Here is a 15,284-nt window from a genome sequence, read left to right on the forward strand (position 1 = left end):
TTAGGCGAGCAACTATAGCCGGTTTCAGGCCAGGTTGTCTTTCGGGCGCGCCTGGGTCAACTCGGGTCCGGGCAGGATTGGAGGTGGGAACCGCGGAAAGGGCACGGCGAGGGCCGTGCCTGCGCTTTTGCGTGGATCAGGATCCGGGTCGAGTCCGCGACGGAACCTGAACGCCGTGATCCGCCAACCACTGGGTGTCGAGCTGCCAGTCCACACTCTTCACTTGGGGTTGGGCCAGCATCAGCCCCATGGCCCGCTTTTGGTGATTGATGAGATCCTGCTGGGCGGCGACCATTTTGGGGTCGTCCTGCGCTAGGCCTGCGAGATTCGGATGGATGATTTCGAGGAAGCGCATTGCGGGGATGTCGTAGGAGCGTGGTGTCGAGATGGTGGCCACGCCGTTCTCCAGCGAGCGCACGCGGAACTGGTAGGGATAAGAGGCGAGCGTGGCGTCCGATGTCAGGATCTTGTCGAGATCCCACGTATGCGGTTGCCAGGAGGATTTGATCCAAAACACCAAAGCCACCATGATGAGGAGGCCGAGCGCGATACTGTAGTTTCGTGTAAAACGGTCCATGCGTTTTCTCGATTAGGTCAGAGTTTTCGAAAGGGTTGCGCCGCTGGAATGGCTTGCGACAGCCGAATGCGGTGCGCGTTCTTTATAGAATGGCGCTATTGACGGGGTAAGACCCATGAAGATTATCAATTTATAGTCTGACGGAGTGAGTTTGCGGCTATGCAGCACACAGACAGACAGTTGCTACTTGCCGGTTTGACTGGCGCCCTGGAAGGGTTGAATGGGATAGCAGCTCCTGCCCAGCTTGAAGAGGCTGTCCGCGAGCGTATCGCGGCGAAGCTTGTCGATTTTCTGCAGGCATCCAAGACGGTCGTGGGGACTCAGGCCACCGTTCTGATCGCGGATCTGCGTGGTTTTACCGCCATGATGGAATCGCTGCCGACGATCCAGATGGTGGGGCTTCTAAATCGTTTCTTTACTGCAATGTCGCAGGTCGTGGAGCGCAACGGCGGTATCGTCGATAAGTTCATGGGCGATTCGGTCATGGCGCTCTTCGGTGCCCCGGTGCGGCGTAGCGACGATCTTTTGCGCGCCTTGATCTGCGCGGTCGAGATGCAGCAAGCCATGGCGGATCTGAACCGCCAAAGCGAGGCCCAGGGCGAGCCCCGGATCTACGCTGGAATCGCGGTCAGTACGGGTGACGTCATGGCCGGCAGCTTCGGCTCCGACGTCTATCGCGAGTACACGGTGATCGGCGATCCGGTCAATCTGGCGGCCCGGATCGAGTCCTATACGTTGCGCGGACAGATCCTGTTGAGCGAGGCGGCCTATCGTGGCGCGGTCGAGCAGATCAAGATCGGTGCCGTTAACGAGGTGATGGTCAAGGGTAAGTCGAATCCAGTTAAGCTCTATGAACTGAAGGCGGTCACCCACCCTCGAACGCTTGCGGTACCCTCCATCGAGGTGCGTAAATCGCCGCGTATCCTCGTCGACTTCCCGGTCGTCTTCCGCCGGATCGAGGACAAGCGCATCCTCTCCGAGCGCTTTGTCGGCAAGGTCAACGACCTCGGCTACTTCGGGATGAGCGCCGATCTGCCATTGATCCTGCCGACCTATTCCGAGGTGATCATGTCCTTGTCGCCGGGCTTTGCCGGCGAGAATCCGGTCGAGGTCTATGCGCGCGTCCTGCGTTCTAGGCGCGACAGGGGCGGCTATCGCACCAATCTGCAATTCACGACCATCGACACCCCAGGGCATCTCAAGGTGAAGCAGTATGTCGATCACATGCTCTGGGGGAAGTGAGACCGTCTTTTGTTAGGCGTCGGAGCGACGGATCTCGGCGAGGAACTCGGGAATGCGCTGCTCCAGCCAATAGACGGGGTGTCTGGGTGAGCGTCCGGCGACGAAGCCGACATGCCCGCCATGCTCGGCGAGTTCGAGTGTCACTCCCGGACCGAGTTCGTGCTCCCAGGGTAGGGTGGTGGGGAACATGAAGGGGTCGTCCTTGGCCTGGATGATGAGAGTGGGAGTGGCAATGGTCTGCAGGAAGGGGCGGCAGCTCGCTCGATTGTAGTAATCGAAAACACCGTCGAATCCGTTCAATGGGGCTGTGACCAAGTCGTCGAACTGATTGAAATCCCGGATTTCGTCCAGATTCACCGAGAGCGGCATGGAGCGGCTGGCGAACTTACGTCGCAGATTGAGCCTCAGCTTGTCCAGCAGGTAGCGCCGGTAGATGCGCGATGCCCCCATGTCGAGACGGAGCATGGCGTCGCGCAGAACGAATGGAACCGAGACGGCGATCCCTGCTCTAACGAGCGGCGTGGTCTGCTCGCCCAGATACTTGAGTAGCAGATTCGCTCCGAGCGAGAAGCCGATCGCGGCCAGCGGCATTCCCTCTGGATCCTGTTCGAGTTCAGCCAGAACCTCGGCCAAATCCTCGCTCGCCCCGGAATGGTAGGCGCGGTCTAGACGATTGGGCTCGTCCGAGCATCCACGTAGATGCATGAAGATCGGCTGGTAGCCGGTGGATTCGAGCGCCTGCAGCAGCGTGCCGGCATAATGGGATTCGAGATTGCCTTCAAGCCCGTGGATGACCAGGACGCGCGGTCCGAGCGGACGTCCGACGGCCAGGTCGATGAAGTCCCCGTCGGCGAGTTCGATGCGCCGTGGGGTCAACGGCAGCTTGGGCCGAGGTCGAGTCAGGCTCGGCCAGAGCGTCTGAAGATGGGGTCCGGGCAGCCACCAGGCTGGCTGGAAACTGCTTTCGATGATGTGTCCGTGGTTTGGGGCGAGGCGTTCGTCGGCGCTGTTCACTGGAGATGTTGTCGGAGATTCTGGGTGCCCCAGTGTCGCACAAAGAGAACGTTTACAGTGATCGATGGGGCGAAAGCAGATCTGACGCCATCCGCTGGTCGGCCGTGCGCTTCGTCGACGCGTTGAGGGGGATAGCACTTGTCCCCTATACTGATTACTTATATGAATATGCGGTTTTTCCGCTTGGATCAGGAACCAAACAGTGATGCGGAAACTCTTTCCGGCCCTCTTCGCCCTATGCCTCTGTGGCGTCGCCAATGCAGAGGATCTCCTTCAAATCTATGACATGGCGGTGGTGAGCGATCCCGCTCTGCGCGAAGCTGAGCAAACCCTGTTCGCGACCCGAGAGGCGAAGCCCCAGGCGCGTGCACTGTTGCTCCCATCCTTCAGTGTGTCGGGTGACGTGCAATATCAGGACGTGGATTCATCCGGCCATTCAACCGGGGGATTCGCCTTCGACCGCCAGGATAGCTACGCCACTCAGGGGCTGCAGGCGGTAGTCAAGCAGTCCGTCTACAGCCGGGCGAATTGGCTCAGCCTCAAGCAGTCTGACAACGTCATCGCTCAGGCCGAGGCCCAGTTTCGAAATAATCAGATCGATCTCATGGTGAGAACCACCGAGGCCTATTTCGACGTCCTGCGGGCCGCCGACGCCGTCACCGTTCAGGAGGCGTATCTGCGCGCCAACGAGCGTCAGTTGGAACAGTCCAAGCAGCGTTTCGAGGTGGGGCTGGTCGCCATCACCGACGTCAACGAGAGCCAAGCCGCTTACGATAGCGCGCGCGCCGAACTGATCACGGCCAAGAATGTCCTGAACAATGCCTGGGAGGCATTGCGCACTATCGTGGGGCCGGCGAATGTGCCACTCGCGCGATTGGGGGACAAGCTTCCACTGGCGCCGCCGAAGCCCAATTCGCTCGATGCCTGGGCGAACACGGCGATTCGGAGCAACTACGGTATCATCGCCGCGAGCGAGGCGGCGAATTCGGCCAAGCGTGAGATCGATATCCAGCGCGCGGGTCATTATCCAACGGTCGACCTCCAGGCCGGGTATGACCTGTCACGCTCCGACGCCGAATACAACACGGATTCCGACACCGCCTTCGTGGGTCTTTCGGTCAACGTGCCCATCTTCCAGGGTGGTGCCGTGACCTCGCGAACCCGCCAGGCCGGCTATCAGTTCCGGGCCGCACAAGATCGTCTCGATCAGACTCGGCGTTCCGTCAATCAACAGGTTCGCGATGCCTTTCGTGGCATCCTTTCCAGTATCGAGGACGTGAAGGCCCGGCAGGCGGCGATCGTTTCGGCACGCTCGGCCCTCGAATCGACCCAGGCAGGACTGGAGGTCGGTACCCGTACCCAGGTCGACGTGCTCAATGCGCAGCGCAATCTGTTCCAGGCCGAATACGACTACCTGAGCGCCCGCTACAACTATATTATCAACGGGGTCAAACTCCATCAGGCGACCAGCACACTGACGCGTGATGTGCTGGCCAAGGGCAACGCCTGGTTGAATCCTTCGGACCTCATTACGCCTCCTGTCAACTGATCATGTCTGGAAGCAGTTTCGGAAAGCTCTTCGTCGTCACCGGATTCGGTGAGAGTCATGGTCCGGCGATCGGTGGTGTGGTGGATGGCTGCCCACCCGGGCTGGAGCTCTCGGCGGCGGATCTGCAGGTCGATCTCGATCGGCGCAAGCCGGGGCAGTCACGCCATACGACGCAGCGCAGGGAGTCCGACACCGTCGAAATCCTGTCAGGGGTCTTCGAGGGACGAACCACGGGCACGCCGATCGGGCTGCTGATTCGCAACGAGGATCAGCGCTCGAAGGATTACTCCGAGATTGCCGATCGCTATCGTCCGGGGCATGCCGATTACACCTACGAACAGAAGTTCGGTGTGCGCGACTATCGTGGTGGCGGACGTTCGTCGGCGCGTGAGACGGCGGTGCGCGTCGCGGCCGGGGCCATCGCCAAAAAATATCTGGCCGAGCGCTGCGGTATCCGGATACGTGGTCATCTGTCGCAGCTGGGTACGATCCGTCCGGTTGGTTTCGATTGGGATCAGGTCGAGCGGAACCCCTTCTTCTGGCCCTGTGCCGAGTCGGTTCCTCAGCTCGAATCCTACATGGACGATTTGCGTCGCGAGGGCAATTCGGTCGGTGCGGCGGTGACCGTCGTCGCAAGCGGTGTCCCGACCGGTCTTGGCGAGCCCGTCTTCGATCGGCTGGATGCCGACATTGCGCACGCCATGATGAGCATCAATGCCGTCAAGGGTGTCGAGATCGGCGACGGCTTCGCCTGCGTTGCGCAGAAAGGGACCGAGCACCGCGATGAGATGACGCCGGACGGTTTCCTCTCCAATCATGCCGGTGGCATCCTGGGTGGCATCTCGTCGGGGCAGGACGTCGTCGTGCGGATCGCGCTCAAGCCGACGTCGAGCATGCGTCTTCCGGGGCGCAGCATCGATCGCTCCGGGTCTCCGGTCGAGGTCGTCACCACCGGGCGTCACGATCCCTGTGTCGGCATTCGCGCTACGCCGATCGCCGAGGCCATGCTGGCGCTGGTGCTCATGGATCATCTACTGCGCCAACGCGGTCAGAACGCTGACGTGACCGCGCCGATCCGGCCGATTCCGCCCCTCGCATCCAGCTGATGCCGCGCTTGGGTCCGCCTTCGTCGTTTTGATACGGCGGCGTGGCGGACCGCTTCCCTCTCCACTCCCCGACAAGGACCTCGTCCAGGTCCCTGATGAGCCCTCATCCCATGCCCTACTGGCGTCTGTCCGGCTACTATTTCTTCTATTTCGCCTCGCTCGGTGCGCTCGTGCCCTTTTGGGGGCTCTATCTTCAGGCCGACGGATTCGATGCGCTGGCGATCGGACAGTTGATGGCCATCCTCTCGGCCACCAAGATCGTTGCCCCCATGCTCTGGGGGCACGTCGCCGATCGGACGGGGCGGCGAATTCGCTTGGTTCAGCTCGGGTCTTTGCTGTCGCTGCTGGGCTTTCTCTGTGTCTTCGTCGTCGAGGGCTTTTGGGGCATGGCCCTGGCCCTGCTGCTGTTCAGTTTCTTTTGGAACGCCTCGTTGCCGCAGATGGAGGCCATTACCTTCAATCATCTGCGTGCGCGTCCGACAGGCTATGCGCTGGTCCGTGTTTGGGGTTCGGTCGGCTTCATCCTGGTGGTGGTGGGGCTTGGGGCCTTCGTCGAGCATGGCTCGCTGGAGAGCGTGCCCGTCTGGGTGCTATTTCTGGTTCTGGGAATTTTCGCGACCACCTTGGTGATTCCCGACAACGCTTCGGCGGCGGGCGATCGCGCCTCGCCGTCGCTGCGAGATCTGCTGAGTCGGCCGGAGGTCCTGGTCTTTTTTGCGGCCTGCTTCCTGATGCAGTTCAGCCACGGCATCTATTACGCCTTCTATTCCATCCATCTCGAATCGGCGGGCTATTCCAGCGCGGCGGTCGGTCAGCTTTGGGCGCTCGGCGTCATTGCCGAGGTGATCGTCTTCCTGGTGATGCATCGTTTGCTCGAACGTTTCGGCGCGCGACGGGTGGTGCTCTGGAGTTTGGGTTTGGCCGTGGTGCGCTGGTGGGCGATCGGGGCCTTCGTCGATATTCTGTTCATTCAGATCGGTGCGCAGCTCCTGCATGCGGCGACATTCGGCACCTTTCATGCCGCGGCAATCCATCTGGTCCATCATCTCTTTCCGGGGCGAACCCAGGGGCGAGGTCAGGCACTTTATAACAGTATCAGCTTCGGTGCCGGCGGGGCGGCGGGAAGCCTGATCGGCGGGGTTCTCTGGGCCGGATCTGGGCCGCTCGTCACCTTTGGCGTTGGCGCGTTGGTGTCGGCTCTGGGGTTTTTCATACTGTGGCGTTGGACGCGGGAGTCGTTCGGGCAGGGTGCATGAGCGTCTTTCCAGGCATCTTGGATCGGTCGGCGAAAAGGAATGACGCGTCGCTTCAGCATGTTATGATCGACAAAACTCACGCCCGGCGCATTATCCGGTGTGGCTGTCCGGCTACTCGTTGCGTTCAGGCAATCCCCATTTCATCACGTACACATCGACAGGCGCACCGCTGCCATGCCAGTCTCTCAGGGTTCTTATCGCGTTCGTTCGGGGCGCCGTTATCCTCCAGGAGCGACTGTGGAGGACGACGGGGTCAATTTCTCCGTCTTCAGCCGCCATGCCACCGGGGCCGAGCTGTTGCTCTACGAGGGCGCCGACAGCGAGGAGCCTTTCCAGATCATTCGGTTGGATCCTAGGGTCAATCGCACCTTCTTTTCCTGGCATCTGTTGGTCGTCGATCTTCCGCCAGGGACGCATTACACCTGGCGCATGGAGGGGCCGAACGATCCGCATATCCACGGCTGGCGATTCGATGAGCGTATCGAGTTGGTCGATCCCTGGGCGCGAGGGGTCAACGTCAGCGCCTGGGATCGTTGGCGTCGGCAGCGCGAGGGCGTCATCGACCACGATTCTCCCAGGGGGATCGTGTTGGCCGAGGAATATAACTGGGAAGGCGATACGCCGCTGCGCCTGGCGTCAGAGCAAACCATCATCTATGAGGTGCACGTCGGCGGCTTCACGCGTCATCCAAATTCGGGCGTTCGGCATCCGGGTACCTTTCTCGGCCTGATCGAGAAGATCCCCTACCTGAAAGCGCTGGGTATCACCCATATCGAGTTGATGCCGGTTATGGCCTTCGACGAGCAGGACGTTCCGGAGGCCGGCTGGGATGCGGGTCTGCGCAATTTCTGGGGCTACAGCACCTTCGGGTTCTTCTCGCCTCATCCAGGCTACTGCGTCACGCCGGAACAGGGCACGCATCGTCGCGAGTTCCGCGATATGGTCAAGGCCCTGCATCGGGCTGGCATCGGGGTGATCCTCGATGTGGTCTTCAACCATACCAGCGAAGGCGGCGGCGAAGGGCCGGCCCTGACCTTCAAGGGGTTCGGCAACGAGACCTTCTATTGTCTGGACGGCATCGATAAAGGCATCTATCTGGACTTCACCGGTTGCGGAAATACCGTCAACGCCAATCATCCGCTAGTGACCCATTTCATTCTCGATGCGCTGGAATATTGGGTGCGCGAGATGCACGTCGACGGCTTCCGCTTCGATCTGGCGAGCGCCATGGCGCGCGATGCCGACGGGCGTCCGATGGCCAACCCGCCGGTGCTCTGGGAGATCGAACTTTCCGATACCCTGGCCGCCTCCAAGATCATTGCCGAGGCATGGGACGCGGCCGGGCTCTATCAGGTCGGCAGCTTCCCCGGCTATCGCTGGATGGAATGGAACGGACGCTATCGTGACACGATTCGTCGCTTCGTCCGAGGCGACACGGGGTTGGTGCCGGAGGTGGCGACCCGTCTATCGGGGAGCAGCGATCTCTATCAGGCCAATCTGCGTAAGCCGACCAACAGCATCAATTTCGTCACCTGTCACGATGGCTTCACGCTCTGGGATCTGGTTTCCTACAATCGCAAGCACAACCTCGCCAATTGCGAGGGCAATCGTGACGGGACCAACGACAATCTGAGCTGGAACTGCGGCGTGGAGGGCGAGACGCAGGAAATCGAGGTGTTGAGTCTGCGTCAACGCCAGGCCAAGAACCTGCTCTCCCTGCTGTTCCTGAGTCAGGGCATTCCCATGCTGCTGGCCGGCGACGAGGTGCTCCGGACCCAGAAGGGCAATAACAACGTCTGGTGTCAGGACAACACGCTCGGTTGGTTCGATTGGTCGCTGGTCGAAACCAATGCCACGATGCTGCGGTTCGTCCGTGGGCTGATCGCGCTGCGCAAGCGTCACCCGAGTCTACAGCGGCGCCATTTCCTGTCCGGTCAGTCGGTTTCCGGCAGCGATCTGCCGGACGTGACCTGGCACGGCGAAAAAATCGGCGAGCCCAACTGGGACGATCCCGGGAACCAGGTTCTGGCCTTCACGCTCGGGCCGGCCAATTCGGACGAGGCCATGCTGCATGTGATGGTCAATATGAGCTCAGGAGCGCGCCGCTTCGAGATTCCCTCGACCGATGATCTGAACTGGTATCTAGCCCTGGATACGGCGCGTGCTGCGCCGACCGACCTCATCGAGCCATCCGCTCAGACACTGGTCGAGTCGAGCGCCTTGCTGGTTCGTTCGCGTAGTCTCATGGTCCTGGAAGGCCGTTGACCCGGCGTCTTCGATAGGCCGGGGTTCGCGGCGAGCCTTGCGGTTCGGCCTTTGACCCTCATCCGAGCTTTGTTTAATGTTGTCGCGAGCGGCGCCCGATCGCTTACGCGACTCTTTCGCTCGGTCGATCGCTCGTGGCTGGCTGACCGTTGACTGAGATGCTGAGGGTTATGCGGTCCGCTCACTGTGAGGATTCATGACTGCGACCAACCTCTATCACGCGCTCGGTCTGCATATGCATCAGCCTCCGGGGAATCTGCGTTCACTCATTGAATGCAGTCCGGACGAGGCCGATTCGATCATGCGCTGCTACGAGCGCGCCGTTCGCCATGCCGAGCGATACCGGGACGTGGCCAAGCTGCACGTCGGATTCTCGGGTGTACTGCTCGAGCAACTGCTGGATCCGGACATCGTCGATCGGTATCGTCATGTCGTCGACATTCCCCTTATGCTCCAGCGTTATCGTGACGCCGAGAATATCGAGCTGGTCGGGACGGGCTACTATCATCCGATCTTTCCGCTGATTTCTAGGCTGGATTGGCCCGAACAGCTTGAGCGCGGCCGCGCCATTATGGAGCGTGTATTCGGTCGCGCCCCACGCGGTTTCTGGCCACCAGAGCTGGCCTTTTCGGTCGAGATGATCCCGGATCTGGTTCGCGCCGGCTACGAGTATGTCGTCGTCGACGGTGTCCACGCGCGCCCCGAGGACGGTCTCAGCGATATCTTCCGACCCTATAAGGTCTGTTACGATGGGGTCTGTATCAGCGTTGTCCCGCGCGACCGCGATGTGTCGCAGGCGCAGGGGAGCGGGCTGGATCTCGTCTGGTTTCAGGATGCGGTGACCCGGCGCGTCGCCGGCTCGCCGCGCCCTGAGGCTCGACGCCTGGTGACGAGTTGGTCGGATGGTGAGAACGGTGGCTGGTTCCGGCAGCTGCAGGAGTCTTCGGGGTTCTTCGGCGATTTCTTTACCCCTTACATGGAGGCGCGGCGTTCCGGGAGCTGTCCGATTGAACCTGTGTGCCTGACCCAGTATCTCGCCGAGATGCGCTCCCTGCCGTGCGCGAGCTTTCAGACCAGCGCTTGGGGGGCGGTCGAGGGAGAAGATCTGGCGCGCTGGGCTGGAAACCCGCTTCAGAGTGAGGCACTTGCCGAGGTTCGGCGACTTGCCGCGCGTTATTGGGAGTTCTGTCGGGCCAGGCCCAATGGCTATGAGGTCGCCGCCGAGGCCATGGTGCGCGCGCGGCGTCTGATACTGGAGGCCGAGACCAGCTGCTTTCTTTTCTGGGGAGATGCCTGGCTTCCGCATCTCTATGCCCGCACCCAGCCGGCCGAGCAAGCCTTGGACGAGGTGGAGCGGTCCTTGCTGGGACAAAGCGGCATGGATGACGTCTAGATACCTGGCCCCATCGACTCGCCCCTGGGCTCGAGTCTTCGATGCATAGGATTCCAAAACCTTTTGATTCGACAACCAGTGTTTGACTCGGCAACCCAAAGGGTTGCACTGTTCCTGCGGGGGATCTGACAATCGACAGCCATTCGGATCTCAACAAGGGGTGTGTGGATTCTGGCGCTCGCGCTCGGGACGCGACCGCCGATTCGAAAACAGCTCCCGACCTGTCTCCTCCCTCACATCGGCTCGATCCGGTCTTCCCTCACATCATCAGCGGGACGCGGGTCGCCATCTTTACCGGCGAAGGTGGTCGGCTGCACGCCAATTGGGCTCTGCAACCGAACGATCTCTCCAGGTTCGTCGACGCCTTTCCGCCGGATGGAGGGACGCTGTTCCCGGTCCTGCGTCTACAGCGGCTGGAGGCGGAAGGTCGGTCGACGCCGGTCGAGGAGAAACGGCTGTTTTTGCCGGGGATTGGCGGGGAGGGCGAGACCATCTTCCAGTTTGGACAGGACCATGCCCGCTTCCAAGTCGAACTTGGACTCGTCAACGCCAATGGCGGGTGGCTATCGCTGGCCCGTTCGAACGGGTTGCAGCATGTCTCCAGCCTCGGTCTGCCCTTTTATGATGACGAGGGTCAGACGCATGTACGAGAGGGAGCGGGGCTCCTGTCCTATGCGTCTGAGGCGAAGGGCTCCGACGGGTCGTTGGCTATTGACCACCATGGCTCGGTCGAGTCAACTCCGGCCGATTCATCTCAGGGCGGCGTCGTTCGGGCACCGGGTGCGGGTGCGGGAGAGGCGGAATCGGTCGATGACGAACATCGCTCGGCTTGCGACGCGCACGGTGGCCTGGAGCAGCCATCGCCGCAGACTGAGACCGATCACGCATTCCAGATCCCACGTTTGGATTATGGTAAGCCGGTATCGAGAGGAACTCAGCTACTGCTTGAGGCCGAGCTTCGCATCCAGGGTTGGGCGGAGCCCAATTCCGAGATCGATCTGTTCGGCCATCGCTATCTCGTTGGACCTGGTGGGCGTTTCCAGTTTTTGGTCAAGGTCGATGATCCCGATCTGTTGCGTCGGGCGTTGGATCTTCAACCGCCTCCCGAATTGAGCCGCCCACGTGAGGATTGATACCGCGCGAGGATCGGGATCGAACATCGTCGGACCGCTCGGATATCAGCGGGTCAGGAGATCGGGCGTATGCATATCGCCATGGTGAGCGCCGAGTGCGCCCCCATTGCTAAGGCCGGTGGCCTTGGTGATTTCGTACAGGGCTTGAGTCACGAACTGGTCAATCGCGGCGAATGGGTCGAGGTCTTGCTTCCCTATTACGACGTCGCCAAGCTCGACGCCGTCGAGGATCTGTGCGAGGTCCAGCCCAGCCTGTCGGTTCCGCATCATGACGCCCGCATCGAGTGCAGGGTGCTCGCGGGCGAGATCGGCGGCGTTTCTGTGCGTTTCATCGATCCTCTGGGGCGGGACTATTTCCGCCGACAGCGGATCTACGGCGAGCCCGACGATGCCGAGCGCTTCGCCTTCTTCTCCCGAGCCGTGCTGGAATATCTGCTGCAATCCGAGCGGTCTCCAGACATCCTGCATTGTCACGATTGGCAGACCGGACTGATTCCCGTGCTCTGGTCGGAGGTCTGCAAGCACTCGGGGCTCGCCGAGATGCGTCTCTGCTACACCCTGCACAATCTGGGCTATCAGGGGCGGGTGGAGGAGCCGATTTTGCGCCAGGTGGGACTCGATCCGGCCAGGCTGATGCACTCGGATCGGTTGCTGGATCCTGGCGACGACCGTCTGGCAAATCTCATGAAGGGCGGGATTGTCTTTTCCCATTTCGTCAATACGGTCTCGCCGCGCTATGCCTGGGAGGTACAGAACACCGATCAGGGCATGGGGCTGCAGTCCCTGTTCCAAACCTATGCACATAAGTTCGGCGGGGTGCTCAACGGGATCGACGACGCTGTCTGGAACCCCGAGCGCGACCCGCTGATCCCGGTCAACTTCGGCCCCGATACGCTTCCGCTCAAGGCGGTCAATCGTCGGGCGCTGCGCACGCGTGTGGGGTTGCCCGAGGTCGACACGCCGATCTTCGCCGTCGTCAGCCGTCTGGACCGTCAGAAGGGAGTCGATCTCATTCGTCATGCGATCCGCTTTCTTGCCGCCGAGGCGTGTCAACTCGTCCTGCTCGGGTCGGCGCTCGATCCGGCGATCGCGGAGGAGTTCAGTCGACTCAAGGCCGAGACGGATGACAGCGCGGGCTGCCGTCTCGTGTTGGCCTACGACGAGGCATTGGCCCATCTCATCTTCGCCGGATGCGACATGCTCCTCATCCCCAGTCTCTACGAGCCCTGCGGTCTCACCCAGATGATCGCCATGAAATACGGCGCGGTGCCAATCGTGCGCCGCGTGGGCGGACTGGCGGATACGGTGCACGACGCCAACTATTCGGACAAGCCGTTCGTATCGCGCAACGGTTATGTCTTCGACGATCCGACGGAGGAGGGGCTGGAGGGTGCTCTGAAGCGCGCCTTGGGACTGTGGCGCCGTTTTCCGGAATACTTCCGTCAGCTCAGGGTCAATGGCATGCGGACCGACTTCTCATGGCGTCGGCCCGCCGATCGATACAGGGACATCTACGCCCACGTTCGCTCGCTGTAGGTGCGAATTCATTCGCACTGCAAGCGTCTGAGCTGCGAATACATTCATATCTACGAAAATCGGAACTCTGTTGCTGGACAGCGCCTTAGAGCGCCCTCGCCGCAGCGATCGTACGTGGGCGCTCAATGGGCCGTTTGCCCTGATGCATGAGCACGCGAATGCTGGTCAATGCGCTGTCGCCTACGTCCGAGAACTCGATGCCGAGGCACCAACGGTTCTCGGAGGTCGTGGGCGAGATCCAGGTAACGGATCCGACCGCCTGGATACCTTCCGGGATTTCGGGCGACTCCATCTCGACGAGCAGTCTGGACTTGAGCGGGAAGAGGCGGTCGCTGCAGATCTGAAGACCGCCCTCGCTGATATTGCGTCCCTCCACTTGGTGCATGCTCACGACGCGGCTCTGGAGTTCGAGGCTCAGTGGGAGCAAGCGTGCCAGGCAGTCCCAGGAAACTCGTTTCGAGGTACGTCGTTCGTCCGCGCTCGTATCCGAGATCATCGCATGCTCCCCTGATCGATCCTGTTGATAACGGTGTCTAACCGGGCGAGAAGTATAGACTGCTTCAAAGACTTTGTTACAAGTCATCCTACGCGTTGCGGGAGGCAAACGATTGCCGCGCGTTCAGGGGCGGGAGGTAATCCAGCAGCGGTGCTACCAAAAACGCGTCCTGACGTTTATTTCCCCTGGAAAATCGTGGTAACCGGTTGTGTATCCGTCGTCTGCGCGTAACGTCAGCAGCAAAAAAGAGTTCGTCCCGCCTGCATTCGTGTGCTTCTGTCCAGGCGCGCGTGGATTGCCGATGAGGCGCACCACGACGCAGATTTTCCTTTGATAGCGAGAGGTTTTCTCAACTAGGCAGCGAGAAAATGTAATGATATAACATATTAAACCATCGTCTAGAGCGAGTCTTATGCTATGCCGGGCAGTCTTCTGGCCAGATCCATTGCACCTGAGTCCAGTCGGCATCGGTTCTCCGATCAGCATTGGGATCTGCGTCATGTCACCGAGCTCGAGGTCAATCTGAGCCTGTGGCGGCGTAAACCGATCGATTCCGTCGAGCGCGAGGTCGCCGGTCTGCGGGCGACGGACCTGCCGGATGTCCGCTGCCGGACATCACCGCCGACCTTCGACGCGGACATGGGCGTGCTTCTGAAGGGACGGGGCCTGGACCCGCAAGCCTTCGACGACTGGCGTGCCGATCTGCGGCGGCTCGCGGATCTGTTCTTTGCACTCTGCGGGGGGCGTGATGTGACCGCGCGCCTGGAGACGACCGATGTCGACGGTTGCCCGCGCTTCCATGTCGATCGCACCCATCTGCGTCTCTTGTGCACCTATCGCGGACCCGGTACCGAGTGGCTGACCGACGCGCAGGTCGATCGCGATGCCCTGGCCAGCGGCGCCCCCAACGAAGGCATCATCCGATTCGGTGAGCCGCGTCGGTTCGAGCCCTTCTGGGTGGGCATCCTCAAGGGCGATGCCTATCCCGGTAACGCCGGCCGAGGGCTGGTGCATCGCTCTCCGCCGATTGCCGGCTCGGGGCAGACCCGCGTCCTCTTCTGTCTGGATTGCTGAGCCATGGAATCGCTCATCGCCGCCGACATGACGACCGAGTCGCCCACCTGGCGACGTGTGACCCAGCTCGTCGATCTGGCCGAGGTCTACGATCCGGTCGTGCAGGTCTGCGCTTGGCCGCGCGAGATGGATCCGGACGTCTCGCAGTACCTGGCTGGGCTTGAATCGACCGCACGTGTCCAGGCGATCGAAACACTGTCGGCGGCCGGTCGGCCGCAGCTCAACGCCTTGCCCGCTGGACCTGGGCGGGACGCCCTGATCGACGATCTGTCACGGCTGAGCGAGGTCCTCTGCGATCTGGTGGAGTGTCCGGCCGTCGGTCTGCGTCTCGCGCGCGTGGATCATGCCATGTGCCCTGGCTGGCATATCGATCGTGTCGGCATGCGGCTGATCTGCACCTATCAGGGGCCCGGCACCCAGTGGCTGGAGGATCAGGACGTCGACCGTCGCGACCTTCGCCACGCCCGGATGGGCGATGCCGCCTTCATCCAGGCCGCCCCGGGGGAGGTCGTCCTGCTCAAGGGGGCCTTGTGGCCGGGCAACGAGGCGCTCGGCGCCGTGCACCGCTCGCCCGGGATCGCGCCCGGTGCCGATACGCGCACCCTGGTTACGCTCGACCCGCTTTGGCACGACTGAGACCGCC

13 protein-coding genes are annotated in these 15,284 nt (G+C 61.4%); 10 read left to right on the plus strand and 3 right to left on the minus strand.

The features are described from left to right. Nucleotides 1–136: 136 nt before the first annotated feature. Nucleotides 137–577, minus strand: a complete 441-nt coding sequence (locus THIDRDRAFT_RS09095) for a hypothetical protein (protein ID WP_007040541.1) — start codon at nucleotides 575–577, stop codon at nucleotides 137–139. A gap of 159 nt (nucleotides 578–736) precedes the next feature. Between THIDRDRAFT_RS09095 and THIDRDRAFT_RS09100 the strand changes: the two genes are divergently transcribed. Continuing rightward, a complete protein-coding gene (locus tag THIDRDRAFT_RS09100) occupies nucleotides 737–1,819 on the plus strand; it encodes an adenylate/guanylate cyclase domain-containing protein (RefSeq protein ID WP_007040542.1) in 1,083 nt (360 codons plus the stop codon). A gap of 12 nt (nucleotides 1,820–1,831) precedes the next feature. On the opposite strand, the gene THIDRDRAFT_RS09105 is transcribed toward THIDRDRAFT_RS09100, so the two are convergent. Then, nucleotides 1,832–2,833 (minus strand): hydrolase, encoded by a 1,002-nt coding sequence (locus THIDRDRAFT_RS09105; protein ID WP_007040543.1) that lies wholly within the window; start codon nucleotides 2,831–2,833, stop codon nucleotides 1,832–1,834. A gap of 205 nt (nucleotides 2,834–3,038) precedes the next feature. Between THIDRDRAFT_RS09105 and THIDRDRAFT_RS09110 the strand changes: the two genes are divergently transcribed. The 7 genes from THIDRDRAFT_RS09110 (at nucleotide 3,039) to THIDRDRAFT_RS09140 (ending at nucleotide 13,071) form a co-directional block, all read left to right on the plus strand. Next, nucleotides 3,039–4,382 carry a TolC family outer membrane protein gene (locus THIDRDRAFT_RS09110; RefSeq protein ID WP_007040544.1) on the plus strand — a complete coding sequence of 448 codons (1,344 nt, stop codon included), beginning with the start codon at nucleotides 3,039–3,041 and terminating at the stop codon, nucleotides 4,380–4,382. Between the two features lie 2 nt (nucleotides 4,383–4,384). Continuing rightward, on the plus strand, nucleotides 4,385–5,488 hold the full coding sequence (aroC, locus tag THIDRDRAFT_RS09115) for a chorismate synthase (RefSeq protein ID WP_007040545.1): 1,104 nt from the start codon (nucleotides 4,385–4,387) through the stop codon (nucleotides 5,486–5,488). A 110-nt stretch (nucleotides 5,489–5,598) separates the two neighbouring features. Continuing rightward, nucleotides 5,599–6,744 carry an MFS transporter gene (locus THIDRDRAFT_RS09120; protein ID WP_007040546.1) on the plus strand — a complete coding sequence of 382 codons (1,146 nt, stop codon included), beginning with the start codon at nucleotides 5,599–5,601 and terminating at the stop codon, nucleotides 6,742–6,744. A 174-nt stretch (nucleotides 6,745–6,918) separates the two neighbouring features. Beyond that, nucleotides 6,919–9,009: a glycogen debranching protein GlgX gene (glgX, locus tag THIDRDRAFT_RS09125; protein ID WP_040844417.1), complete on the plus strand. Its 2,091-nt coding sequence runs from the start codon at nucleotides 6,919–6,921 to the stop codon at nucleotides 9,007–9,009. 196 nt (nucleotides 9,010–9,205) lie between these two features. After that, nucleotides 9,206–10,402, plus strand: coding sequence for a polysaccharide deacetylase family protein (locus tag THIDRDRAFT_RS09130; protein WP_007040548.1), 1,197 nt, complete (start codon nucleotides 9,206–9,208; stop codon nucleotides 10,400–10,402). A 164-nt stretch (nucleotides 10,403–10,566) separates the two neighbouring features. Continuing rightward, nucleotides 10,567–11,535, plus strand: coding sequence for a hypothetical protein (locus THIDRDRAFT_RS09135; RefSeq protein WP_007040549.1), 969 nt, complete (start codon nucleotides 10,567–10,569; stop codon nucleotides 11,533–11,535). Between the two features lie 69 nt (nucleotides 11,536–11,604). Continuing rightward, nucleotides 11,605–13,071 (plus strand): glycogen synthase, encoded by a 1,467-nt coding sequence (locus THIDRDRAFT_RS09140; protein ID WP_007040550.1) that lies wholly within the window; start codon nucleotides 11,605–11,607, stop codon nucleotides 13,069–13,071. A gap of 85 nt (nucleotides 13,072–13,156) precedes the next feature. Here the strand turns inward: THIDRDRAFT_RS09140 and THIDRDRAFT_RS09145 are convergent, their stop codons facing one another. Continuing rightward, on the minus strand, nucleotides 13,157–13,567 hold the full coding sequence (locus tag THIDRDRAFT_RS09145) for a PilZ domain-containing protein (RefSeq protein WP_007040551.1): 411 nt from the start codon (nucleotides 13,565–13,567) through the stop codon (nucleotides 13,157–13,159). 417 nt (nucleotides 13,568–13,984) lie between these two features. Here THIDRDRAFT_RS09145 and THIDRDRAFT_RS09150 point away from each other — a divergent pair, with 417 nt between their 5' ends. Beyond that, nucleotides 13,985–14,641 carry a DUF1826 domain-containing protein gene (locus tag THIDRDRAFT_RS09150; protein ID WP_007040552.1) on the plus strand — a complete coding sequence of 219 codons (657 nt, stop codon included), beginning with the start codon at nucleotides 13,985–13,987 and terminating at the stop codon, nucleotides 14,639–14,641. A 3-nt stretch (nucleotides 14,642–14,644) separates the two neighbouring features. Then, entirely contained in the window at nucleotides 14,645–15,277 is a 633-nt protein-coding gene (locus tag THIDRDRAFT_RS09155) for a DUF1826 domain-containing protein (protein ID WP_007040553.1), read from the plus strand. Nucleotides 15,278–15,284 lie beyond the last annotated feature (7 nt).

Origin of the sequence: Thiorhodococcus drewsii AZ1, from assembly GCF_000224065.1 — a bacterium.
Lineage (GTDB): Bacteria > Pseudomonadota > Gammaproteobacteria > Chromatiales > Chromatiaceae > Imhoffiella > Imhoffiella drewsii.

Excerpts from the sequence above, each read along its gene's own strand:
- THIDRDRAFT_RS09140 (WP_007040550.1), top strand. The coding sequence starts at position 11,605 with ATGCATATCGCCATGGTGAGCGCCGAGTGCGCCCCCATTGCTAAGGCC.
- THIDRDRAFT_RS09095 (WP_007040541.1), bottom strand. The coding sequence starts at position 577 with ATGGACCGTTTTACACGAAACTACAGTATCGCGCTCGGCCTCCTCATC.
- THIDRDRAFT_RS09145 (WP_007040551.1), bottom strand. The coding sequence starts at position 13,567 with ATGATCTCGGATACGAGCGCGGACGAACGACGTACCTCGAAACGAGTT.
- THIDRDRAFT_RS09150 (WP_007040552.1), top strand. The coding sequence starts at position 13,985 with ATGCCGGGCAGTCTTCTGGCCAGATCCATTGCACCTGAGTCCAGTCGG.
- THIDRDRAFT_RS09130 (WP_007040548.1), top strand. The coding sequence starts at position 9,206 with ATGACTGCGACCAACCTCTATCACGCGCTCGGTCTGCATATGCATCAG.
- THIDRDRAFT_RS09110 (WP_007040544.1), top strand. The coding sequence starts at position 3,039 with ATGCGGAAACTCTTTCCGGCCCTCTTCGCCCTATGCCTCTGTGGCGTC.
- glgX (WP_040844417.1), top strand. The coding sequence starts at position 6,919 with ATGCCAGTCTCTCAGGGTTCTTATCGCGTTCGTTCGGGGCGCCGTTAT.
- THIDRDRAFT_RS09100 (WP_007040542.1), top strand. The coding sequence starts at position 737 with ATGCAGCACACAGACAGACAGTTGCTACTTGCCGGTTTGACTGGCGCC.
- aroC (WP_007040545.1), top strand. The coding sequence starts at position 4,385 with ATGTCTGGAAGCAGTTTCGGAAAGCTCTTCGTCGTCACCGGATTCGGT.
- THIDRDRAFT_RS09120 (WP_007040546.1), top strand. The coding sequence starts at position 5,599 with ATGCCCTACTGGCGTCTGTCCGGCTACTATTTCTTCTATTTCGCCTCG.
- THIDRDRAFT_RS09155 (WP_007040553.1), top strand. The coding sequence starts at position 14,645 with ATGGAATCGCTCATCGCCGCCGACATGACGACCGAGTCGCCCACCTGG.